This window comes from Roseateles sp. P1_C6 (genome assembly GCF_056406315.1).
In genome coordinates this window covers 354,294-375,435 of record NZ_JBFUAK010000005.1, presented here as the reverse complement: position 1 = coordinate 375,435, position 21,142 = coordinate 354,294, and the positions used below count along the sequence as shown (strand labels likewise).

The 21,142-nt window shown below is 70.2% G+C and carries 19 protein-coding genes and 1 pseudogene; 8 read left to right on the top strand and 12 right to left on the bottom strand.

Translation table 11 applies throughout. The features are described 5' to 3' along the window. Window positions 1-228: 228 nt before the first annotated feature. The 5 genes from AC1D29_RS13055 to AC1D29_RS13035 all read left to right on the top strand — a co-directional run bounded on the left by AC1D29_RS13055 (window position 229) and on the right by AC1D29_RS13035 (window position 6,186). On the top strand, window positions 229-1,902 hold the full coding sequence (locus AC1D29_RS13055) for an OFA family MFS transporter (RefSeq protein WP_477897927.1): 1,674 nt from the start codon (window positions 229-231) through the stop codon (window positions 1,900-1,902). A gap of 68 nt (window positions 1,903-1,970) precedes the next feature. Then, window positions 1,971-4,283, top strand: coding sequence for an FdhF/YdeP family oxidoreductase (locus tag AC1D29_RS13050; protein WP_477897925.1), 2,313 nt, complete (start codon window positions 1,971-1,973; stop codon window positions 4,281-4,283). Continuing rightward, a complete protein-coding gene (locus AC1D29_RS13045; protein ID WP_477897923.1) occupies window positions 4,267-4,515 on the top strand; it encodes a hypothetical protein in 249 nt (82 codons plus the stop codon). The genes AC1D29_RS13050 and AC1D29_RS13045 overlap by 17 nt, the downstream gene beginning before the upstream one ends. Window positions 4,516-4,524: 9 nt before the next feature. Then, complete coding sequence (locus tag AC1D29_RS13040; protein WP_477897921.1) at window positions 4,525-5,505, top strand: Cj0069 family protein; 981 nt, start codon at window positions 4,525-4,527, stop codon at window positions 5,503-5,505. A 66-nt stretch (window positions 5,506-5,571) separates the two neighbouring features. Beyond that, window positions 5,572-6,186 (top strand): glutathione S-transferase family protein, encoded by a 615-nt coding sequence (locus AC1D29_RS13035; RefSeq protein ID WP_477897919.1) that lies wholly within the window; start codon window positions 5,572-5,574, stop codon window positions 6,184-6,186. A gap of 19 nt (window positions 6,187-6,205) precedes the next feature. Here AC1D29_RS13035 and AC1D29_RS13030 read toward each other — a convergent pair whose 3' ends face one another. From AC1D29_RS13030 to AC1D29_RS13005, 6 genes are all read right to left on the bottom strand, one after another. Beyond that, window positions 6,206-6,751, bottom strand: a complete 546-nt coding sequence (locus AC1D29_RS13030) for a hypothetical protein (RefSeq protein WP_477897917.1) — start codon at window positions 6,749-6,751, stop codon at window positions 6,206-6,208. Window positions 6,752-7,327: 576 nt separating this feature from the next. Continuing rightward, a complete protein-coding gene (locus tag AC1D29_RS13025; protein ID WP_477897915.1) occupies window positions 7,328-8,845 on the bottom strand; it encodes a Do family serine endopeptidase in 1,518 nt (505 codons plus the stop codon). Between the two features lie 120 nt (window positions 8,846-8,965). Further along, window positions 8,966-9,523, bottom strand: a complete 558-nt coding sequence (locus AC1D29_RS13020; protein WP_477897913.1) for a dihydrofolate reductase family protein — start codon at window positions 9,521-9,523, stop codon at window positions 8,966-8,968. A gap of 566 nt (window positions 9,524-10,089) precedes the next feature. Next, window positions 10,090-10,671 carry a hypothetical protein gene (locus tag AC1D29_RS13015; protein ID WP_477897911.1) on the bottom strand — a complete coding sequence of 194 codons (582 nt, stop codon included), beginning with the start codon at window positions 10,669-10,671 and terminating at the stop codon, window positions 10,090-10,092. 675 nt (window positions 10,672-11,346) lie between these two features. Further along, window positions 11,347-12,663 (bottom strand): sensor histidine kinase, encoded by a 1,317-nt coding sequence (locus AC1D29_RS13010; RefSeq protein ID WP_477897909.1) that lies wholly within the window; start codon window positions 12,661-12,663, stop codon window positions 11,347-11,349. Window positions 12,664-12,816: 153 nt separating this feature from the next. Beyond that, window positions 12,817-13,482 (bottom strand): response regulator, encoded by a 666-nt coding sequence (locus AC1D29_RS13005; protein WP_477897907.1) that lies wholly within the window; start codon window positions 13,480-13,482, stop codon window positions 12,817-12,819. 104 nt (window positions 13,483-13,586) lie between these two features. On the opposite strand from AC1D29_RS13005, the gene AC1D29_RS13000 reads away from it, so the two are divergent. Further along, on the top strand, window positions 13,587-14,780 hold the full coding sequence (locus AC1D29_RS13000; RefSeq protein ID WP_477897905.1) for a hypothetical protein: 1,194 nt from the start codon (window positions 13,587-13,589) through the stop codon (window positions 14,778-14,780). On the opposite strand, the gene AC1D29_RS12995 is transcribed toward AC1D29_RS13000, so the two are convergent. Beyond that, on the bottom strand, window positions 14,777-15,112 hold the full coding sequence (locus tag AC1D29_RS12995) for a hypothetical protein (protein ID WP_477897903.1): 336 nt from the start codon (window positions 15,110-15,112) through the stop codon (window positions 14,777-14,779). The genes AC1D29_RS13000 and AC1D29_RS12995 overlap by 4 nt on opposite strands. A gap of 40 nt (window positions 15,113-15,152) precedes the next feature. Continuing rightward, a pseudogene (locus AC1D29_RS12990) lies at window positions 15,153-15,944 on the bottom strand (SDR family NAD(P)-dependent oxidoreductase). Between the two features lie 163 nt (window positions 15,945-16,107). On the opposite strand from AC1D29_RS12990, the gene AC1D29_RS12985 reads away from it, so the two are divergent. Together AC1D29_RS12985 and AC1D29_RS12980 are read left to right on the top strand one after the other, a co-directional pair. Next, window positions 16,108-17,427: a sensor histidine kinase gene (locus tag AC1D29_RS12985; protein WP_477897901.1), complete on the top strand. Its 1,320-nt coding sequence runs from the start codon at window positions 16,108-16,110 to the stop codon at window positions 17,425-17,427. Window positions 17,428-17,468: 41 nt separating this feature from the next. Continuing rightward, window positions 17,469-17,654 (top strand): hypothetical protein, encoded by a 186-nt coding sequence (locus tag AC1D29_RS12980; RefSeq protein ID WP_477897899.1) that lies wholly within the window; start codon window positions 17,469-17,471, stop codon window positions 17,652-17,654. Here AC1D29_RS12980 and AC1D29_RS12975 read toward each other — a convergent pair. The 4 genes from AC1D29_RS12975 to AC1D29_RS12960 all read right to left on the bottom strand — a co-directional run bounded on the left by AC1D29_RS12975 (window position 17,651) and on the right by AC1D29_RS12960 (window position 21,136). Then, entirely contained in the window at window positions 17,651-18,226 is a 576-nt protein-coding gene (locus AC1D29_RS12975; RefSeq protein WP_477897897.1) for a hypothetical protein, read from the bottom strand. The two genes, AC1D29_RS12980 and AC1D29_RS12975, sit on opposite strands and share 4 nt — an antisense overlap. A gap of 13 nt (window positions 18,227-18,239) precedes the next feature. Further along, window positions 18,240-18,998, bottom strand: a complete 759-nt coding sequence (locus tag AC1D29_RS12970) for a DUF899 domain-containing protein (protein ID WP_477897895.1) — start codon at window positions 18,996-18,998, stop codon at window positions 18,240-18,242. A 210-nt stretch (window positions 18,999-19,208) separates the two neighbouring features. Further along, the gene (locus AC1D29_RS12965; RefSeq protein ID WP_477897893.1) at window positions 19,209-19,871 is read right to left on the bottom strand and encodes a Vgb family protein; all 663 of its coding nucleotides are present in this window, start codon (window positions 19,869-19,871) and stop codon (window positions 19,209-19,211) included. A 44-nt stretch (window positions 19,872-19,915) separates the two neighbouring features. Next, on the bottom strand, window positions 19,916-21,136 hold the full coding sequence (locus AC1D29_RS12960) for a helix-turn-helix domain-containing protein (protein WP_477897891.1): 1,221 nt from the start codon (window positions 21,134-21,136) through the stop codon (window positions 19,916-19,918). Between the last annotated feature and the right edge of the window lie 6 nt (window positions 21,137-21,142).

The window sequence follows — 21,142 nt, the reverse complement described above, 5'->3', positions numbered from 1 at the left end:
TGACGATGACAAAGCTTTCGCTGCCGACGCTGTGCCGGGGCAAGTCGCGTGACAGTGCTGAATCCTTCACGGCCGATGCCGCCTTGATGCGGGATTAGGTGTTTACCTGAGGCGCTTTGCATCGGCGGACATCGTCGCCACTCGTATCCTGCGCCGCGCCAGCGCGACCGTGCAGGCGCATGCGACCGCCATCGCGGCGGTCTCGAACAACGTCGAAGGGATCAAACGATGTCCTCTGTGGGAATAGATGCCGTGCCCGGTCCGGGCCGAGCGGGCGCGGGCTGGCTCGACAAGGAGCGCACCATTGCCGGCGCGGGTTTCAACCGCTGGCTGGTGCCGCCGGCCGCGTTGGCCATTCATCTGTGCATCGGCATGGCCTATGGCTTCTCGGTGTTCTGGCTGCCGTTGTCCAAGGCCTTGGGCATCAAGGAAGCCATCAAGTGCGGCCCCGAGGTCGGCTTCTTCCAGGAACTCTTCGTCAGCACCTGCGACTGGAAGGTCTCCACGCTGGGTTGGATGTACACCCTCTTCTTCGTCTTCCTCGGCTGCGCCGCGGCCATCTGGGGCGGTTGGCTGGAACGCGCCGGCCCGCGCAAGGCGGGTGTCGTGTCGGCCTTGTGCTGGTGCGGCGGCATGCTGATCTCGGCACTGGGCATTCACCTGCACCAGTTCTGGCTGATGATCCTTGGCAGCGGCGTCATCGGCGGCATCGGCCTGGGTCTCGGCTACATCAGCCCGGTGTCGACGCTGATCAAGTGGTTCCCGGACAAGCGTGGCATGGCCACCGGCATGGCCATCATGGGCTTTGGCGGCGGCGCCATGATCGGCTCGCCGCTGGCGGCCGAGCTGATGAAGCTGTTCGCCACGCCCGAAAGCGTCGGCGTGATGCCCACCTTCATCATCATGGCCCTCGTCTACTTCGTCTTCATGATGGGTGGCGCACTGGGCTACCGCGTGCCGCCCACGGGCTGGAAGCCCGCCGGCTGGACGGCACCCACTGCGCAGGGCAGCAACGCGATGATCACGCAGCGCCATGTGCACGTGAAAAAGGTCTGGGGCATTCCGCAGTTCTGGCTGGTCTGGGTCGCGCTGTGCATGAACGTGTCGGCCGGCATCGGCGTCATCGGCATGGCCAGCCCGATGCTCCAGGAGGTGTTCGGCGGCTCGCTGATCGGCGTGCAGGCCAAGTTCGGTGAACTGGACAAGGCCCAGCTCGCGGCCATCGCGGGTGTCGCAGCCGGCTTCACGGCGCTGCTGAGCCTGTTCAACATCGGCGGCCGCTTCTTTTGGGCCAGCCTGTCGGACAAGCTCGGCCGCAAGTTGACCTATGTGGTCTTCTTCGTGCTCGGCGGCGTGCTGTACGCCAGCATCCCGGGCAGCGCGGCGGCGGGTTCCAAGCTGGCCTTCGTTGGCGCGGTCTGCATCATCCTGAGCATGTACGGCGGCGGCTTCGCCACGGTGCCGGCCTACCTGGCCGACCTGTTCGGCACGCAGATGGTGGGTGCCATCCACGGCCGCCTGCTGACGGCCTGGGCCACGGCCGGCATCCTCGGCCCCGTTGTCGTGAACTACATGCGCGACTACCAGCTGGGCCTGGGCCTGCCGCGCGAGCAGGTCTACAACCAGACCATGTACATCCTCGTCGGCATGCTGGTCATCGGCCTGATCGCCAACCTGATGATCCGCCCGGTGGCCGACAAGCACTTCATGAGCGACGAGGAACTGGCGCACGAGAAGAAGCTGGCGCACGAGCGCGCCGCGGCTGTCGAGGTCGGCAGCGGCAGCGGCCAGGCGACGGCCACGTCCAGCGTCACGGTGATCCTGGCCTGGGCGGCCGTCGGCATCCCGCTGGCCTGGGGTGTCTACAAGACCCTGATCAACGTGGGCAAGTTCTTCCACTGACCTCGGCCTGCTAGGCTGACGGGCTCCGTGTCCTTGCGAGGTGCGGAGCCCTTTTTCTTGATCAAGACATGAGCGAACAGAAGATCGAGTTGTACGACGGCCCGGCCGGCGGCTGGGGCGCGTTGAAGAGCGTGGCCAAACACCTCAACGAGCAGGGTGTGGCCGTCAAGGGCGCGAAGACGCTGCTGCACGCCAACCAGCCCGACGGGTTCGACTGCCCGGGCTGTGCCTGGCCCGATCGCGACCACCGGTCCACCTTCGAGTTCTGCGAGAACGGCGCCAAGGCCGTGGCGGCCGAGGCGACCGCGCGACGCGCGACGCCCGAGGTCATTGCCGCGAGGACGCTGGCCGAATGGGCCGAGGCGTCCGACTACGAGCTGGAAGCCACCGGCCGCCTGACCGAGCCCCTGGTCTATGACGCGTTGACGGACCGTTATCAGCGCACGACGTGGGATGCCGCCTTCGCGCTGATCGCCAAGGAGCTGCAGGCGCTGCCCGACCCGAACGAGGCCATCTTCTACACCTCGGGCCGCACCAGCAACGAGGCCGCCTTCCTGTACCAGCTGTTCGTGCGCGAGTACGGCACCAACAACTTCCCCGACTGCTCCAACATGTGCCACGAGCCCAGCGGCTCTGGGCTGCGGCCCACCATCGGCGTCGGCAAGGGCACGGTCACGCTGCACGACTTCGAGCAGGCCGACTGCATCCTCGTCTTCGGCCAGAACCCCGGCACCAACCACCCGCGCATGCTGGGCGAGCTGCGTGCGGCACGCAAGCGCGGCGCGCGCATCGTCAGCTTCAACCCGCTGAGAGAGCGCGGCCTGGAGCGCTTTGCCGACCCGCAGGACAAGCTGGAGATGCTGACCTTCGGTTCTGCGCCGATCAGCAGCCACTACTTCCAGCTGCAGGTGGGCGGCGACTTTGCGCTCCTCAAGGGCATGTGCAAGCGCGTCGTCGAGCTCGACGACGCGGCCCAGGCCGCCGGCCAGCCACGCGTGCTGGACACGGCCTTCATCGCCGAGCACACCCGTGGCTTCGACCGCTTCATCGCCGAGCTGCGCGAGCAGCCCTGGGAGCCGCTGGTGGCGGCCAGCGGCCTCACGCGCGAGCAGATCGTGCAGGCCGCCGACATCTACGCCGGCAGCGAGCGCGTCATCGCCTGCTGGGGCATGGGCATCACGCAGCACCGGCATTCGGTGGCGACCATCCAGATGATCGTCAACCTGCTGCTGCTGCGCGGCAACCTTGGCCGCGAAGGCGCCGGCGCCTGCCCGGTGCGCGGCCACAGCAACGTGCAGGGCGACCGCACGATGGGCATCTACGAGAAGCCCGCCGCCGCCTTCCTCGACAAGCTCGGCCAGGTGTTCGGCTTCGAGCCGCCGCGCGAGCATGGCTTCGACACGGTCGGCGCCATCGAAGCGATGCTCGATGGCCGCGGCAAGGTCTTCATCGCGATGGGCGGCAACTTCGCTGCCGCGACACCCGACACGGCCGCCACCTGGCGCGCGCTGCGCCAGTGCGGGCTGACCGTGCACATCACGACCAAGTTCAACCGCAGCCACGTCGTGCACGGCCGCCAGGCGCTGGTGCTGCCGGTGCTGGGCCGCACCGAGATCGACGTGCAGGCCACGGGCCCGCAGGGCGTCACAGTGGAGGACTCGATGAGCATGGTGCATCTGTCGGCGGGCATGAATGCGCCGGCGTCGGAGCACCTGCTCTCCGAGCCCATGCTGGTCGCGCGCATGGCCGCCGCCACGTTGAAGCACAGCCGCACGCCGTGGCTGCAGCTCGCCAGCGACTACGCCGCCATCCGCGACAAGATCGAGGCCGTGCTGCCCGACTTCGCGGGCTTCAACGAGAAGATCAAGGCCCCCGGGGGCTTTCGCCTGCGCAACACCGCGAGCGAACGGGTGTGGGCCACGGCGTCGGGCCGCGCCGAGTTCAGCACGCACGCGCTGCCGACCGACCTGGCCGTGGAGCGCGCGGCCGAGCGCCACCGCGACGTGCGGGTCTTCACGCTGACGACGCTGCGCTCGCACGACCAGTACAACACCACCATCTATGGCCACGACGACCGCTACCGCGGCGTCTACGGTCACCGCCGCGTCGTCTTCATCCATGCCGACGACCTCAAGGACCTGGGCCTGAAGGCCGGCGATTGGGTGGACATCACCAGCCTCTACATCGACGACGCAGGCGGCGACGTGCAGCACCGCCGCGCCGAGCGCTTCCTGCTGGTGGCTTACGACATCCCGCGCGGCTGCCTGGCCAGCTACTACCCCGAGACCAACCCGCTGGTGCCGCTGGAAAGCTTCTCCATCGGCGCCCGCACGCCCACGTCCAAGTCCATCCCGGTCATGCTGAGTGCGCACACCGGCTGACCTGCTGCGCGAGCTGGGCGACGGCAACGAGGCGGTGCCACTGACGCGCCTGGCCAAGCGGCTGGATGCGCGCGTCAGCGAACTGCTGCGCGAGCTCACGGCGCTCAGCGACGCGAAGCTCGGCGGCGTGGCCGGCCCCGGCTGGGTGCGGCTGCACTGCGACGACGCCGGCCGCTGGACCGTGAGGCTGACCGACGCGGGCCGCGCGCAACAGTCATCGCCGCCGGGCTAGAGTGGGCGCATGACCGTCCACCTGGCCATCGTCTACCCCGGCGACGCCGAAGCCCGCCGCATTGCCACGCCGCACAACAACCGTTTTGCCGCGCTGTTCACCGCCTTCGCGGCGGCCGGCGTCCAGGCGCAGCCGGTGGTCTATGCGGACGACTGGGCCGACGAAGTGCGCGACCAGTTGATTGCGATGGACGGCGCCCTGGTCTGGGTCAACCCCATCGAGGCGGGCCGCTCGCGCGCCGTGCTGGACGCGACGCTGCGCGCCGTGGCCGACGCGGGCGTGTTCGTCAGCACCCATCCCGACGCCATCCTCAAGCTCGGCACCAAGGACGTCCTCGTCGAGACCCGCCACCTCGGCTGGGGCAGCGACTGCTGGCGCGTCGATAGCCCCGCGCAATTGCGGGCCGAGCTGCCTGCACGCTTGGCCGCGGGGCCGCGCGTGCTCAAGCAATGGCGTGGCCACAGCGGCATCGGCATCTGGCGTGTCGAGCGGGCGGACGATGGCCGCTTGAAGCTGCGCCACGCGCAGCGCGGCAGCGCCGAGGAGGTCGTCGCCTGGGATGGCGCCGTCGCGCGCATGGCGCCTTACTTCGAGGCCGGTGGCCACATGGTCGACCAGGCCTGGCAGCCGCGCCTGCCCGAGGGCATGACGCGCTGCTACCTCGTGCAGGACCGCGTCGTCGGCTTCGGCGTGCAGGCGGTCATTGCGCTGCATCCCGACGCCGAGCCCGGCCCGCGCCGCTACCACCCAGCCGATCTGGCCGAGGGCCAGGGTCTGCTGCGTCAGCTCGAAGACGAATGGCTGCCGGCGCTGCTGAGCCACTTCGGCCTCGCCCGCGATGCGCTGCCCATGCTGTGGGACTGCGACTTCCTGCGTGGCGCCGACGGCGACGCCTGGGTGCTGTGCGAGATCAACGTCAGCAGCGTCGCGCCCTTCCCCGACTCGGCCATCGCGCCGCTGGTGCGGGCCGTGCAGGCGCGCCTCGGATGAACACCCGCCGTCCGGCACAGCCCCAAAACCTGCCAGACAGTCCTTACCCACACCGGCATTGACACCATGAAGCTTCTTGGCCGCCTCACCTCCATCAACGTGCGCAAGGTCATGTGGACCGCCGCGCAGCTGGACCTCGACCTCGACCGCGAAGACTGGGGCGCGGGCTTTCGCTCGCCGCAGGAGGCGGGCTATCTGGCGATGAACCCCAACGGCCTCATCCCGGTGCTTGTCGACGGCGACTTCACGCTGTGGGAGAGCAACGCCATCTGCCGCTATCTCGCGACCAAGCGCTACGCGACCACGCTGCTGCCGACCGAGCTGCGGTCGCGCGCGCGGGTCGAGCAGTGGATGGACTGGCAGGCGGGCGAGCTGAACAACTCATGGCGCGTGGCCTTCATGGCGCTGGTGCGCGGCCAGCCGGCGACGCCCGAGGCCCTCGCGGCCGGCGTGGCGAACTGGAACCGCCACATGGGCATGCTGGACGCGCAGCTGGCCCGCACGGGCGCCTGCGTCTGCGGCGATGACTTCACGCTGGCCGACGTTGTGCTGGGGCTGTCGGCGCAGCGCTGGAAGAACGCACCCATCGCGCACGCGGCGCTGCCGGCCGTGGAGGCCTGGCTGCAGCGGCTGAGCGCGCGGCCGGGGTTTGCCGAGTTCGTCGGCAACGGCATGCCCTGACACCCGACGCGGGCACCGGCTAGCGCGGGCTGGTGGCGCGGGCGCGGTCGACGATCTGCTGGCCCGCCACCTCGGCCGCCGCCCACTGCTCCGGCGTGGGCTGCGCCTTCAGCGGGATGCCCCGCTGCTGCAGCAGCGTCTTGATGAGGGGCTCGGCCTGGGCGCGGCCTGTCAGTTCGCCGTAGGCGTAGAGATAGCTGAGCCTTTCCGCGTCGTCCAGGCCCCAGCCCTCGTTGGAGATGACGGCGTTGAGCAGGTCGGTGGGCTGGCCGGCGAGGGCGTCGCGCCGCAGCGCCTTCGCGACCTCCTGCCGCTGCGCGGGTGCGAGGCTGGCGGGCGCCACCGTCGCGGCATACGCCGCCGCGGCCGCCGGCACGCCGCCGCGCATCGCCCGGGCGGCCAGCTCGGGCAGCAGCGCGCGGTGCTGGGCCGTGACGGTCTGGCAGCGCCGGGCCTCCTCGTCGGCCTCCACCATCATCTGCGTCATGGCCTCGGGCGCAATGCCCTGGGCGCGCATCGCTTCCGAACCCTGGCGGCGTTGCTCGGTCGTGGCGCAACTGCGCATCCAGGTGACCGCCTCCCAGGCCTCGGCCACATCGTTGCCGGCATGCGCGCGCTCGATGTGCGGGCCATAGCCTTCAGAGCCGATGCGGGGCGGGCGGGCGTGGCCGCCACCGCGGTACGCGTCGGCGGCTGCGGCTGCGGCTGCGGTGTTGGCGCAGAAGCTGGCGCGGCATCCTCGGCGCTGGCGGTCGTCGCATGCACCGTCAGCGGCAGGGTCAGCGGCGGGTTCAGCGCCGGCTGCAGGGCCGGCCGCGCGGGCGGTGACTCGGCGGGCGCGCGCAGCAGGTAGGCCAGGCCGGCCAGCACGGTGCCCACGGCAACAGAGAGCAGAACCCAGCGGGCGGCGGTCATGGGTCTCGCACGTCGTGCGCGCGTCGAGAAAATCGTGCTGCAGCCTAGCCCAGCCGCGCGCGTCGCTTCACGGACGCTTTCACCTCGATACAGGTCGCACCAGGGCGGGCACCGTCACGACGACCAGCGCGGCCGGCGCACGACGAGGGGCGGCACCGCATCAAAAGTCAATGGCGGGCCCCGAGAGCCCGCCATCGTGATGGCGCTGGATGACGGTGCCAGGGCCTCAGCCCAACCGCACCGGCACGAAGATCTGCTGGCCGTCACGGGCGACCAGCAAGGCCACCTGCTTGGGGCTGCCCTTCATCGCCGCGCGCACCTGCTCAATGTCCTGCACCGGTTTGCCGTTCAGCGCCAGCAGCACGTCGCCGGGCTGCACGCCGGCCAGCTGTGCCGGGCCGGTCACGCGCTCGATCAGCAGGCCATGGTCCAGCCCCGAGCCGCGCAGCTCCTGGCGCTCCAGCGGACGCAGCGCCAGGCCCAGCGAGCCGCCTTCGGGCGCGGCGCTGGCTTCCTGCGGGTCCTTGTCGGCGCGGCCCAGGCTGACGGTCTCGCTGACACGGCCCTTGTCGCGCCACAGCTCCAGCTTGAGCTTGTCGCCCGGGCGCGCCAGGCCCACGCGGCTGGACACGTCGCCCGCCACGCGCACCGGCTCGCCGTCCACCGCGGTGATGACGTCGCCCGCCTTCAGCCCGGCCTTGGCGGCCGCGCTGCCCGGCTGGATGCTGGACACCAGCGCGCCATCTGGCGCATTCAGGCCGAAGGACGCGGCCAGCGGCGCGGACAAGTCCTGCAGCGTGACGCCCAGTCGCGCATGCTCGACCTTGCCGTGGGCGACGATCTGGTCCTTCACGCGCAGCGCCACGTCCACCGGGATGGAAAAGGCCAGGCCCTGGAAGCCGCCGCTCTGCGAAAAGATCTGCGCGTTGACGCCCACCACGCGGCCGGCCGCGTCGAACAGCGGGCCGCCCGAGTTGCCGGGGTTCACGGCCGCATCGGTCTGGATGAAGGGCACGACGCTGTCGCCTGGCAGCGAGCGGCCCTTGGCGCTGACGATGCCCTGCGTGGCCGACTGCTCGAAGCCGTAGGGCGCACCGATGGCCAGCACGTAATCGCCCACCTGCACCTGCTTCGGGTCACCCAGCTGCACGGTGGGCAGGCCCTTGGCATCGAGCTTGAGCACCGCGATGTCGGTGGCCGGGTCGCTGCCCAGCACCTGCGCGGCGAACTCGCGGCGGTCGCTGAGCTTGACGGTCACCTGCTTGGCGTCGCGCACGACGTGGGCATTGGTCAGCACCAGGCCGTCGCTGCTGATGATGAAGCCCGAGCCCTGGCCGCGGAAGGGCTGGGCGCCTTGCTGAGGCATGCGCAGCCCGGGGATGCCGCGGAAGAAGCGGAAGAAGGGGTCCTCGTCACCACGCGCCGCCGGGCCGTCCTCCATGTCCGCATTGCCGACCTTGTGCAGGCCGGCCACCGTGATGCCCACGACGGCCGGGCCCTGGCTCTGCACGATGGCGCGGTAGTTGGGCAACTGGGCGGGCGGCAGGGTGGCAGCGACCGGTGCCGTCGCAACGACAGCCGGCGTGGCGCTGGCGGGTGTGGCGTCGCTGCCGGCTGCTGCGGCGCTGGGTGTCTTGTTCCAGCCGGGCAACGTCCAGCCTGAGGCCGTGGTGGTGAGCGTCACACCGGCAGCGAGCAATGCCGCGGCAGCGGCGGTCAGCGTGATCTTGGCGGTCTGGGTCATCGATAACTCCTCAAGCGGGCCGCGGCGCGGCCTTTGCAGCGCACTCTAGGCAGCGCCGGTGAGGGCTCGATGAGGGGAAGGTGAGGCGAAAGTTAAGACGGCAGCGGTCGACCCGAAGCGTCAGCGCGCGCGCCGGTAGTGCATGGCGACCGCGCCGCTGCGCAGCGGCTTCGCCGAGATCAACTCAAGTCGTCGCGTGCCGGGCAGCCCGCTCTCGTACAGGGTCGGGCCGTGGCCGGCGATCCTCGGGTGGACGAGCAATTGGTACTCGTCGATCAGATCCAGCCGGTCCAGCTCGGCGGCGAGCATGCCGCTGCCGAGGAGCACGCCGTCCGGGGTCGCGTCCTTGAGCTGCTGTACGCCCGCGCGCAGGTCGCCGGCGATGTGGTGGCTGTGCGTCCACGGGAAGTCCGTTCGCGTCGACGACACGACGTACTTGGGCTTGGCCTCCAGCTTGACCGCCCACTCGCGTATCGCCGGCGCTGCCTGCGCGTCGCCGCGGGCGACCGCTGGCCAGTAGCCCTCCATCATCTCGTAGGTGACGCGGCCCCACAGCATCGCCCCGCGCTCGTCCATCAGGCGTGTGAAGAAGGCGTGCGTCTCGTCGTCGGCGATGCCTTCCTGGTGGTCGACGCAGCCGTCCAGGGTGATGTTGATGCTGAAGGTCAAGAGTCCCATGGTGTCCTCCGTTCGAGATGCGCAACGGGCTGCTCGCCGACTGACTCCAAGTGCACGAGCGCAATTCGCGGGGTACTCCCCATGCGTCGCCTGACGCTTGACATGAGGCGCGCCTTTCGATCAAGCCATCGTAGCGCCAGGCTCCGCGACGAACGATCTTGAGCGGCATGTTGGCGCCTAACGTTGAAGCTGAGCCGCGAGCGGCGGCTTGCCGACGCGAGCCGGCCCGAACGACTTGTTAGCCCTCAGGTTTGCGGCCACTGGCACTGCAGCCGCAGGGCACCGACTGATACAGGGTCAAGCGCAAAGGACTGCGATCATTCGACGGCCTTTCGCAAGCGATAGATCTCCGCTAGAAGAAGCGGAATGTCTTGTCTCGCGCTCGCGATGAAATCCTGGTCTTCGACAGTGGCACCGGTCAGTTCGATGTCTTAGCCGGCGGTCCGAATGACATGAGGGCTACCGTTTGACATGAGAGGCGACGCAAAGGCGCAACCATTGCGACGTCCCATCGATGGAAGAGCTGGGCGGCGCTTGGGCGGCTGCACCGGTAACCCCAAAAATATTCATCTGGGTCGACTCGAGCGCCCAAGTAGTCTGGCTTGCTCCGTCTTCAAATGCTGGTACGAATGTTCGAGGTATTGCCCGAGTTCATTCGTTGGGTAGTTCAGAGCCGCGGTGCTTTCCGAGAAGTCGCCCTTGTCCCACTTTGCAAAAACCGCCTTGTACGAAGCTACATGCGCGCAGAAGAGTTGGAGCGCTTTGGGGAGATCTCGCTCGACGAGAAGATCAGCGTTCTTCGTGATGGTTCCTAGCATCTCTTCGTGGATTGGCTGAAACACAGTCAACATCCAAACTCTCCACTCCCGAAGATCTTGCTCGGTGGGCGGCGGCTCCCTTCCAAAGAAAGAGCCACCTGGGCGGACTCGGCTGCGAAACGCTATCCAAGCGTGCTGCCCGGCTTGGTTTAATGCGTAAAGCGGCCCGTAGAGAAGCCTTAGTTGCTGGTTCACACGCTCCAGCCTTTCCTTGCGTCGGACCGCCCACAAGTCGTATATGGCCTTCGCAAGAAAGCCAACGACTCCACTAAGAATGGCAAATGCGACGGTCTTTGCTTCGCCACCAAGGAAATTCACAACGGCATCCATGAGTCAAGCCGCCTAACGTCGAAGTTGACCGGCACGCGCCGGCAGGGCGCCGCGAGGCGCAGGCTCACCAGCACGTCTTGCGGCGCCCTGCCGGCGTGTGTCCGCGTCGAATGACCTGTTAGACGGCTCGGGGACCACCTTCGCGAGACAGCGGCCCACAAGAGGCGTCACTTCTTCCTGGTGTCGCGCGCGCACGGCTGGGGACAAGCGGTCCGGGAGTTCGCCGCGCTCCGCTATTACCGAAAGTGCCAGCAACAGCTCCTGCACGCCCGCCGCCTTCGACGCAGATTCCAAGGGCACTGGCCAGAACAGCCCGAGGGTTCGCTCCTTCGGATAGAAAGACGCACGCAGTTCCGGCGTCTCGCCCTGATAGAGGACGACTTGGTCCACACGCCTGGCCCAAGACGCGGGGAACATAGGAATGATCGCCTCTACGTCTCGTCGGGAGAGACCGTGGGCGGCTCCGTTCTGCACAGTGACTTTCATACCGTCTAACGTGTTGTATGCGGATCGTTAACGATTTCTGCTCAACATTTGAGCATGCGATCAAAGCGCCTGTTGGACTGTCGACGCGACAGCAGTCCGGCGCTGACCAGAGACCGCTGCAGGCCAAACGCGGCCGGTCAGGTCAGTGATTGCAATCGTCGCAACGATCGCTCCAGCAAGCGGCGCGGCTCAAGCGCGCCAGGCGATCTCCGCGCGCAGCCCGCCCAGCGGCGAGTCCGCCAGCGCCACGCCGGCCCCCTGCTGCCTGGCCGCTGCCCGCACGATGGCCAGGCCCAGGCCGCTGCCTTCGACCGTTGCATCATCGCCGCGCTGGAAGCGGTCGAACACGCGCTCGCGCGCTTCCAGCGGGATGCCCGGGCCGTCGTCGTCCACACGCAGCAGTGGCGCGCCGGCCGCGCCGCGCAGTGCGCTGACCTGCACCGTTCGGGCGCCGTACTTCACCGCGTTGTCGATCAGGTTGCGCAGCGCGCCGCGCAGCGCCTGCGGGTCACCGGCCAGCGGCAGCGGGTCGGGGGCGATCAGCGAGAGCGCGATGCCGGCCTTGTCGGCCAGCGGCTGCACATCGGCAACGGCCTGGCGCGCCAGGTCCGCGAGATCCAGCGGCATCGTCGCCGCTGCGGCGCCAGGCTCGGCGCGGGCCAGTGCCAGCAGTTGTTCGACCAGGTGCACCGCGCGGTCGATGCCGCCGCGCAGGCGTTTGATGGCGGCGTCCTGCTGCTCGCCGGGGGCCGAGTCGCGCAGCAGGCCCAGTTGCAGCTTCAGCGCGGTCAGCGGCGTGCGCAGTTCGTGGGCCGCGTCGGCGACAAAGCTGCGCTGCGCGTCGAAGGCGGTGGCCAGCCGCGCGAGCAGGCCGTTGAAGGCGTCCACCAGCGGGGCGATCTCGCCGGGCAGGCCTTGCGTGGGCAGTGCGTCCAGCGCGTTCGCGCCGCCGGCCTGCGCGGCCTGCACGACACGTGACAGCGGCGCCAGCGTCATGCCGATCAGCCACCAGATCGCCGCCGCCACCAGCGGCAGCGCCACGGCCACGGGCACGACGCTGCGCAGCGCCGCCACCGCCGCGAGCCGCTGGCGCACGGCGATGGGTTGCGCGACCTGCACGACGCGCAGTGGCGTGGCCGCGCCGAACACGCGCCAATCCTGCCCGCCCAGGCGCAGGTTGGAGAAGCCCAGCACCGCGCGCGCCGGCAACGGCTCGGTCAGCCCCTGCGGCCGGCTGGAGTACAGCTCCAACCCCTGCAGCGACCAGATCTGCACGACGTAGTCGAAGCTGGGGTCGGCCAGCGCGGCGGCCTCGTCGCTGGCAACGCGGCCCTGGTCGCGCAGCGACAACGCCGTCTGGCGCAGCTGGTAGTCGAACAGTGCATCGGCCTCGGCGCGCACGCTGACGTAGGTGGCGCCGGCCACGGCGACTGCCGTCACGGCGCCGAGCACAGCCAGCAGTGCAAACAGCCGGCCACGCAGCGTTGTGAGCAGCTGTCTAGCCATGGCGTGGTGCATTGTTCGGGCCGAGCGCTGGGCCGCTCCCGAGCCGGCCCGTCTGGCGATGTGCTTGCGGCTCGACGCCGCAAGCATCGTCGTCCCCACGGGGGACCGACTGGGCATGCCTGCGTTCAGCAGGGCGGGACCGGGCGAGGGGCATCATTTCTCCGGCCCCGCGTAATAGCCCAGGCCGCGCACCGTGTGCAGCAGGTCCGCGCCCAGCTTCCGGCGCAGCTGGTGCATGTAGACGCTGATGGCGTTGCTCTCCAGCTCTTCGCCCCAGCCGTAGATCCGGTCCTCCAGCTGGGCGCGCGACACGATGGCGCCGGGGCGCTCCAGCAGCGCCTGCAGCAGCGCGAACTCGCGCGCCGACAGCAGGATGGCGCGGCCCGCGCGCGTGACCTCGCGCGTGGCCGGGTCCAGGCGCAGGTCGGCCACCTGCAATGCGGTGTCGGTGCGGCCGCCGAGGCGGCGTGCCAGCGCGCGCAGCCGGGCGAGCAACTCGTCCAGATCGAAGGGTTTGACGAGGTAGTCGTCCGCGCCGGCGTCCAGCCCGGCGACCTTGTCGGTCAGCGCGTCACGCGCGGTGAGCACGATGACGGGCGTCGCGTCGCCGCGGGCGCGCAGACTCTTCAGCACGTCGAGGCCGCCGCGCTTGGGCAGGCCCAGGTCCAGCAGCACGGCGTCGAAGCGCTCCCCGCTGGCCAGCACCGCGTCGGCCGCCTGGCCGTCGCGCACCCAGTCGGCCGCAAAGCCCTGGCGCCGCAGCGCCTCGCGCAGGCTGTCGCCGATCATGGGGTCGTCTTCAACGAGGAGCAGGCGCATGCGGTCTGTGGGTCGGGAGCAGGCGGTGCATTGTGGCGACTGATGCTCATGCACGGGCCGGCCGCGGCTACCATCGCGGCCCATTTTGCTGCCGGGACACCTGGATGCAGTTTCCGCGGATTTCGGCCTGCCTGGGCCTGCTGCTCGCCTCGCTGCTGGGCATCGCGCACGCCGCTGCGCCGACACCGCTGCGCACCGAGCTGACGCTGACCCACGTCGCTGTCGACAAATGGCGTGCCGACTATGTCTTTGCCGAGCCGGTCACGGCCATCGACCTGGGCGACCCCGTGGGGCCCTATCGCAAGCAGGCCTGGCGCGTGCTGACGCCGGACGTGGACCTGGTGGCGCGCGCCGACAAGGAAGGTCTGCGCAGCGCGAGACCGCTGACGCGGCTGAGCGTGGAGATCAGCGCCTACGACGACTTCGCCGAGGGGCAATATGCGCCGATCAACCGTTTCTCCGACGGCGGCTCGGACTTCTACCTGGGCTTCCTGTACGGCGCACCAACCCAGGCCGGCCGCGAACGCAGCATGGACGTCGCGCTGCAGCTGCGCGGGCTGCCGGGTGGAACGGCGGTCGCGCCGAGCAAGCCCGGCACCGAGCTGGAGGGCTACGCCTACTTCGGGCCGAACAAGCCGGTACGCATGGGCAACGTGGACGTCATCATCGACCCGCGCGCGCCGGCCTGGCTGCGCGAAGTCCTGCAGGAGACCACGGCGAAGGTGTCGCGGTTCTATGAGCAGGCATTGCAGCGCTCGCTGAGCGGCACGCCCTTGATCTCGGTGGCCGTCGTGGATTTCGACGGCCCGCCCGGCAGCTTGAGCATCAAGGGCGGTGCCGTGGGCGGCGGCATTGCCTACCGCCTGCAGGGGCGGGGCTTCGTCGACGACCACCCCAAGAAGCGCAGCCATGTTGCGACGCTGGTCGCTCACGAGATGGCGCATCTGTGGCAGGTCAGCCTGGCGCGCGGGGGTGTGGGCGGCAATGAGGGCTGGGTCCACGAAGGCGGTGCGGAGGCACTGATGCTGGAGGCCGTGCGCGCGACCGGCATCCTCACCGAGGACGAGAGCGACCAGTACGCGCAACGGCTGCTCAAGGAGTGCGAGCAACTCAAGGGCGACGTGACGGTCTATCGCGGCCTCTACGCCTGCGGCTTCCAGCGCTTCAAGGGCTATGCGCTGGCGCCTGTACCGATGTGGCGCGCCTTGATGGCCCGCAGCGAAGGCAGCGGCGAGTTCTATTCGGAGCCCATGATCCAGGCCGTTCTCGAGGCCGCCGCGGCCACGCCTGCGCGCTAGGCCTGCCAGACCCCGTAGCCTGCTTCGCGCAGGCCGATGGCGAGCTCCACTTCCATGTCGCGCGCCGCGTCGTACGGCATGGGGTTGTAGAACTCGTACAGCTCGGGCATCAGGCGCACGCCGTACTTCAGCACGAAGCGATTGGCCTGTACGCCGGCCATGTGCCGGTCAAAGCGCAGATCGGGGTCCAGCCCCGTCATGCCGACGTACAGGCAGGGCTTGACGATGTCGTGCTGGGGGTTGGCGTTGCGAAATGCGGGCTCGTTCCACACGCGCTCGGACAACAGCACGACATAGACATGGTGGTGATCGCGGGCTTTGCGGCGCGGCATGGCGGCCGGATTGTCCAACGCCGCCCAGGGCCGGCCGGTATCAGAACGCGCTCTTGGTCGTGCCGCCGTCCACCCGCAACGCCGCGCCGGTCGTGGCCGATGCCAGCGGGCTGGCGACGTAGGCGACCATGGAGGCCACTTCCTCCGGGGTCGAGAAGCGCTTGATCAGCGACGTGGGCCGCACCTTCTCGAAGAACTCCTTCTCGAACTCGGCGAAGGTCTTGCCCTCGGACTGCGCCAGCGCGTCGACGAAGTCCGTGACGCCGCGCGAGCGCGTGGGGCCGGGCAGCACGCTGTTGACGGTGATGCCCGTGCCCGCGAGCGATTCGGCCAGGCCGCGCGACACGGCGAGCTAGGCCGTCTTGGTCATGCCGTAGTGAATCATCTCGGCCGGGATCTGCACGGCGCTCTCGCTGGAGATGAAGATGATGCGGCCCCAGTTGGCCGCCTTCATCGCCGGCAGGCACAGGCGCGCCAGGCGCACGCCGCTGAGCACGTTGACGTCGAACAGGCGCAGCCAGTCGGCATCGGGGATTTCCTCGAAGGGCTTGGGCTCGAAGATGCCCAGGTTGTTGACGAGGATCTCGATGCCCGGGTGGGCGCGCACCAGCGCCTCGGCGACGTCGGCGTGGCTCAGGTCGCCGGCGAAGCCGAGCGCCTGCTGGCCGGTGTGGTCATGGATGGCGGCGACGGCGGCATCCACGGCGGCCTGCGTGCGGCCGTTGACGATGACGCGCGCGCCCTCGGCCGCCAGCGCCTCCGCGATGGCGTGGCCGATGCCGGCGGTGCTGCCGGACACGAGGGCGAGCCGGCCGGTGAGTTGCATGTCCATGGCGAGACCTTTCTGGAGAGTGACGCAGGACCGCTGGTGTAGCCGATGCGCAAGGCCCTCGCGCAGGCCGGGGCTCTCGCCGGCGGGCCCCTGCGGGCCGGCAAATCCATTTGTCGCTCAGAATCGGGCTTCTTGCGCCTTCGGGCAGACAAAGGATGCGTTGATGCACCTGGTTGAACTTGCAGCGGTCGGTGTGCACCTCAAGCGACGGCGCGGCGCCATCCTGCAGGCCTGGCGCATCGCGGTGACGGCCGACCCGACGCTGACGACGGGGGCCTCGCTGCCCCGGGCCCAGCTCCACGACCACATTCCGGCGCTGCTGGTCGACTTCGAGCGCAAGCTGGCCGGCGGCGAGATCGCCGCGGATGCGGACGAGCGCGACGTTCACCAGGGCGACGCCGCCGCCCATGGCCTGCACCGCTGGCAGCAGGGCTTCGATCTGAGCGAGGTGACGCGCGAGCTGGGGCGCCTGAACGAATGCGTCGTGCTGGAGCTGGAGGACTATGCGGTCGCGCATCCCGAAGTCGCACCCGCAGCCATGGCGGCGGTGCGCAGGATCTGGGCCCAGCAATGCGGCGACGCCATCAGCGCCAGCGTGTCACAGTACTTCCAGCTGCAGCAGATCGAGGCGACCAGCCACATCCGCGACCTCGAGCAGGCGCTGCAGTCCCTGCGCGAACTGGAGCAGGAGCGCGCCCGCCTGTGGCAGGAGGCCGCGCATGACCTGCGTGGTGGCCTTGGCGTGGTGGCGAGCGCCACGGCGGGGCTGGCGTCGCCCAAGGCGTCCGAGCTGATGCGCGGCGGCTTCGTGCGGCTGCTGGACCGCAACGTCGGCTCGCTGCGCCATCTGCTCAACGATGTCACCAGCCTCGCCCGCCTGCAGGGCGGCCTGGAGCGCCGCGCGCTGGAGGCCGTCGACGTCGCCGCGTTGCTGGCCGGCCTGTGCGAGGAGATGCAGCCCTATGCCCAGGATCGCGGCCTCTACCTCCGCTTCGAAGGCGTCGCGGCGCTGCCCGTGGAAGGGGATGCGGTCAAGATCCGGCGCATCGCGCAGAACCTCGTCATCAACGCGGTCAAGTACACCCGCAGCGGCGGCGTGGTCGTGCGCTGCGGCGACGGTGCATCGACCGACCTGGACCGCTGGTTCCTCGAGGTCAGGGACACGGGGCCGGGCTTCCATGCCGGGCCGGGGTCGCAGCTGGCCGGAGCGATCGAGGAGGCGACCGACCAGTCCAAGCAGGTCGCGGCCGACCACGCGACGGGTGTCGTAAGCCACGTCAACGTGGACCTGGCCGACAACTATCCGTCGCCCGATGACTCGCGCCCCGTGCGGCAGGCGTCCGGCGAAGGCATAGGCCTGTCCATCGTCAAGCGCCTGTGCGACCTGCTCGATGCCACCACCGAACTGCATTCCGAGATTGGCGTCGGCACCACCTTCCGCATCCTGCTGCCGCGCCAGTACGGCGATCCTGGCGCCAAGTAGCCGCGTTAGCATGGGCCGTTGAAGCCTTGCGCGGGAACCCCATGAAACGCCACCTCGTGACCGCCGCCATCCTGCTTGCCGCACTGGTGTTCTATGGCCTGGGCCTGGCGCGGGGCGGTCTGGCGCTGCTGGTCCTGGGCGCTGCGCTGGAGCTGTGGTTCTGGGTGCGCGCGTTCCCGGGCTTTGGCGTGCTGTCGCGCAAGCCGGACGAACGAGCGCCGCGCTAGCCGGCCTCGTGCCTTGCCCGGCTCAGCCGGCGGCGCACCGCGCGGACCCCGTCGCAGGCGCCCAGCGCCACGAGGGCCGTGACGCCCAGCATCGCGGCCATGTGAACCGCGACGGCGGCCAGCGCCAGCAGCAGCGAGCCCGAGGCCGTGATCTCGCGTGCCGGCGAGTTGCTCAGGCACAGCGGCACCAGCGCGGGCACCAGCATCAGGCCGCTGCCGTGCGCGGTGGCAGCCATGAAGGACCAGAGCGCCAGGCCGGTGCGACCGGTCTGCCCCCGCAGGCGCGGGCCGGCGCGGCGCGACAGGCGCAGCAGCAGCACGGCGGCCAGCAGCGTGCCCGCCAGCGCCTGCAACAGCGGCCCGCTGCTCATCAGGCCCAGCGCCACCAGCCCCGCCACGACCGCGACGGACACGGCGTGCCCCGCTGCAATGGGCAGCAGGGCGCGCAAGGCCTGGTGGCGGTCGCCCGAGCGCAGGCCGCAGGCGGCCGCCAGCGCCCAGCCGGTGCAGGGGTTCAGGCCATGCAGCGCGCCGGCGCCGGCGACGACGAGCCAGGGCCACAGGCCGGCCATGACCGTCCCCGCCTCAGGCCTTGCCGCCGCAGCAGGTCGCCGCGGCCGGCGCCGCCTGCGACTCGTAGCGGTCGTGGTGGCGCACCCACTCCATCGTGTACGACAGCCCGTCCTCGTCGCGGCCCTTGGGCGTCAGGTCGACGAGGTTGTACGTGCCCATCATCACTTCCACGCCGCGGCCGAAGGTGGAGTAGGTGTGGAAGACCTCGCCGTCGTCGCCCTTGTAGAAGATGCTGATGCCGGGCGCCTCCTCCTGCGGGAAGGCCGTCATGTGGAAGTTGTAATAGACCTCGCCGCGCGCGCGCTCCTCGGGTGTGAAGCTGACGTGGAAGTCGCGGTTGAAGTCGTTGCCGTGCGACGAGGCCCAGGCGAACTGCCAGCCCATGCGCTGACGGAAGCGCTGGATGTCGGCCAGCGGCGCGCGCGACACGGCCAGCAGCGTGATGTCGCGCTGGGCCAGGTGCACGGCCATGCCGTCGAGGTGGTCGGCCATGAAGGAACAGCTCTTGCAGCCCTGCTCCCAGCCCGGCGCCAGCATGAAGTGCTGCACCAGCAGCTGGCGCCGGCCCTGGAACAGCTCGGACAGCTGGCGCGGGCCGTCGACGGTGTCGAAGACGTAGTCCTTGTCCATGCGCACCCAGGGCAGGCTGCGGCGCTGCTGGGCGATGCGGTCGCGCAGCTGGGTCAGTTCCTTCTCGTGGGCCAGCAGCGCCTTGCGTTCGGCGATCCAGCTGTCGCGCGAGACGACGGGGTGTTGGGTCAATGTGCTCATGACAATCTCCTTGGGGTTGAAGAGGCAATGCAGCGGCGCCACCCGGGCTCGGATGGGCGTTGCTCAGGGGGAAATCAACGATTTATTCGGCGGCAACCCGCGGGCCGAGCGCCGGGCCGCTCCCAAGCCGGCGCGCGCTGGCGATGTGCTTGTGGCTCAACGCCGCCAGCATCGCCGTCACCTGGGGAGACCGACCAGGCTCGTCCGCGTTCAGCGGGAGCGAGGCTGGGCGCGGGGCTTCCTCACCGCGCGGACCTTGCCGGTGCCGCCGCCGCCGGCGTAGAACAGGTCGGCGCCGTCGGACTCCAGGCCGCTCACGTTGGCGCCGCGCGGCATCTCCAGCCGCTGCAGCACGGCGCCGCTGACCGGGTCGATGCGGCGGATCTCGCTCGCGTCGTCTTCCCAGGTGCCGTGCCACAGCTCGCCGTCGACCCAGGTCACGCCGGTCACGAAGCGGTTGGACTCGATGGTGCGCTGGATCGCGCCGGTGGCGGGGTCGATCTGGTGGATCTTGCGGCTGCGGTGCTGGCCGACCCACAGGCTGCCCTCGGCCCAGGCCAGGCCCGAGTCGCCGCCCTGGCCGGGTGCGGGAATGGACGCGACGACCTGGCCGTTGGCGGGGTCGATCTTGTCGATGCGCTGCTCGGCGATCTGGTACAGGAACTTGCCGTCGAAGGCGGTGCCGGCGTCGCAGGCGCAATCGATGTGCTGCACAGCTTCGCCGCTGGCGGGGTCAAAGGCGAGCAGGGACGTGCCGGTGGCGGCCCACACGCGCTGGCCGTCATGCGTGACGCCGGCGATGCTGGTCGCGCCGGCAAAGGGGCCGTACTCGCGCACGATCTCGGCGGCTTGGGGGGTGGTCTCTGCGGTCATCTGGGGCTCCTGGACTGGCGCCGTGGTTGGCGCATGTCGGCAATCTATCCAAGCGGCAGCGCGGCGGGGAGTAACAAGATCGTCGTGAATCCCGTCAGCGGCGGCGCCAGCCAGCGGCGCGCGCGCGTCTGGCCGGTGGCACGCACGCGGCCGGCGGCCTCCAGCTCGGCCAGCGCCCGCTGCACGTTGCGCTGGCTTTCGCCCAGCGCCAGCGCCAGCGCCGACGTGGACCAGGCCGCACCGTCGGACAGCAGCGCGATCAGCTCGCCCTGGTCGCCGTCGACGGGTGGCGCCAGCACGGCGACGGGGCGGTCGTCGGCGGGGTTCAGCTCGAAGCCGCGCGCCGTGGCGGCGACGCCCGCAAGCCCGGCCATCAGCGCGCGCAGCCGGCCGATCTCCACGCGCAGCCGCGCGCGGTGCGTCTCGTCGGCATCGCGGGTGCGAAAGGCGCGGGCGATCAGCGTGTCGCGGTCCACGTCGCCCGGCCAGGCTTCGGCCAGCGCACGCGCCAGCGTGAACAGGATGGGCCGGCGCGCCAGCGGCAGCCACTGCGTGCCGGCACGCAGGCCGTGGCGGCAGGCGTCGATGACCAGGGCGCCGGCATCCTGCAATTCGGCCACGTCCTGCAGCCGCAGCGGCCGCCACTCGCCATCGGCCAGGCGGCGTGCGGCGGGGCGCTCCAGCAGCGCCCGCGCCTCGGCCACCTCGGCCTGCAGCGCCGGCACGCCCGCGCGCCGGGCCGCGTCGTCGGCGCGGGCGAGGGCGGCGTGTACGTCGGCCATGTGCAGCGAGCGCAGCGCCAGCTCCGCCGCGAGCAAGGCCGCCACCGCGCCGGGCAGCGGCGGCAGCGGTTGCGCCTGGACCGGCGCCAGCGTGGCCGCCGCGTCGTCCAGCCGACCCAGCAGCAGCTGCCGGCGTGCAGCGATCAGCCGCGCCTGCAGCGCGTTTCCCCGGTCGCCGCAGGCCTCCAGCGTGGCCATCGCGGCGTCCAGCGCGCGCGGCGGGCCGGCGAAGTCGCGCAGCGCCAGCGCCACCTCGGCCTCGGCGACGATGCAGCGCGCCTGCGCCAGTGCCTCGTGGCTGCCGAAGCCGCGCACCGCGCGCTTCAGCAGTTCGCGCGCACGCGGGTGCTCGCCCAACTGGGCCATCGCGATGCCGCGCAGCGCCAGCGCCGGCGGGTCGTCGCGCAGCGCCACGCGCTTGAGCGCCTGCAGCGCGTCACCGGCGGCCAGTGCCCGTGCGGCGGCGGAGATCAGGGAATCCATGGGCGG

What these genes read in the sequence shown, in the direction of transcription:
- AC1D29_RS13015 (WP_477897911.1), bottom strand. Translation starts at nt 10,671, where the DNA reads ATGGATGCCGTTGTGAATTTCCTTGGTGGCGAAGCAAAGACCGTCGCA.
- AC1D29_RS13020 (WP_477897913.1), bottom strand. Translation starts at nt 9,523, where the DNA reads ATGGGACTCTTGACCTTCAGCATCAACATCACCCTGGACGGCTGCGTC.
- AC1D29_RS13035 (WP_477897919.1), top strand. Translation starts at nt 5,572, where the DNA reads ATGAAGCTTCTTGGCCGCCTCACCTCCATCAACGTGCGCAAGGTCATG.
- AC1D29_RS13025 (WP_477897915.1), bottom strand. Translation starts at nt 8,845, where the DNA reads ATGACCCAGACCGCCAAGATCACGCTGACCGCCGCTGCCGCGGCATTG.
- AC1D29_RS12960 (WP_477897891.1), bottom strand. Translation starts at nt 21,136, where the DNA reads ATGGATTCCCTGATCTCCGCCGCCGCACGGGCACTGGCCGCCGGTGAC.
- AC1D29_RS12975 (WP_477897897.1), bottom strand. Translation starts at nt 18,226, where the DNA reads ATGGCCGGCCTGTGGCCCTGGCTCGTCGTCGCCGGCGCCGGCGCGCTG.
- AC1D29_RS13040 (WP_477897921.1), top strand. Translation starts at nt 4,525, where the DNA reads ATGACCGTCCACCTGGCCATCGTCTACCCCGGCGACGCCGAAGCCCGC.
- AC1D29_RS13005 (WP_477897907.1), bottom strand. Translation starts at nt 13,482, where the DNA reads ATGCGCCTGCTCCTCGTTGAAGACGACCCCATGATCGGCGACAGCCTG.
- AC1D29_RS13030 (WP_477897917.1), bottom strand. Translation starts at nt 6,751, where the DNA reads ATGCGCAGTTGCGCCACGACCGAGCAACGCCGCCAGGGTTCGGAAGCG.
- AC1D29_RS12985 (WP_477897901.1), top strand. Translation starts at nt 16,108, where the DNA reads ATGCACCTGGTTGAACTTGCAGCGGTCGGTGTGCACCTCAAGCGACGG.
- AC1D29_RS13050 (WP_477897925.1), top strand. Translation starts at nt 1,971, where the DNA reads ATGAGCGAACAGAAGATCGAGTTGTACGACGGCCCGGCCGGCGGCTGG.
- AC1D29_RS13000 (WP_477897905.1), top strand. Translation starts at nt 13,587, where the DNA reads ATGCAGTTTCCGCGGATTTCGGCCTGCCTGGGCCTGCTGCTCGCCTCG.
- AC1D29_RS13055 (WP_477897927.1), top strand. Translation starts at nt 229, where the DNA reads ATGTCCTCTGTGGGAATAGATGCCGTGCCCGGTCCGGGCCGAGCGGGC.
- AC1D29_RS12995 (WP_477897903.1), bottom strand. Translation starts at nt 15,112, where the DNA reads ATGCCGCGCCGCAAAGCCCGCGATCACCACCATGTCTATGTCGTGCTG.
- AC1D29_RS12980 (WP_477897899.1), top strand. Translation starts at nt 17,469, where the DNA reads ATGAAACGCCACCTCGTGACCGCCGCCATCCTGCTTGCCGCACTGGTG.
- AC1D29_RS13010 (WP_477897909.1), bottom strand. Translation starts at nt 12,663, where the DNA reads ATGGCTAGACAGCTGCTCACAACGCTGCGTGGCCGGCTGTTTGCACTG.
- AC1D29_RS12965 (WP_477897893.1), bottom strand. Translation starts at nt 19,871, where the DNA reads ATGACCGCAGAGACCACCCCCCAAGCCGCCGAGATCGTGCGCGAGTAC.
- AC1D29_RS12970 (WP_477897895.1), bottom strand. Translation starts at nt 18,998, where the DNA reads ATGAGCACATTGACCCAACACCCCGTCGTCTCGCGCGACAGCTGGATC.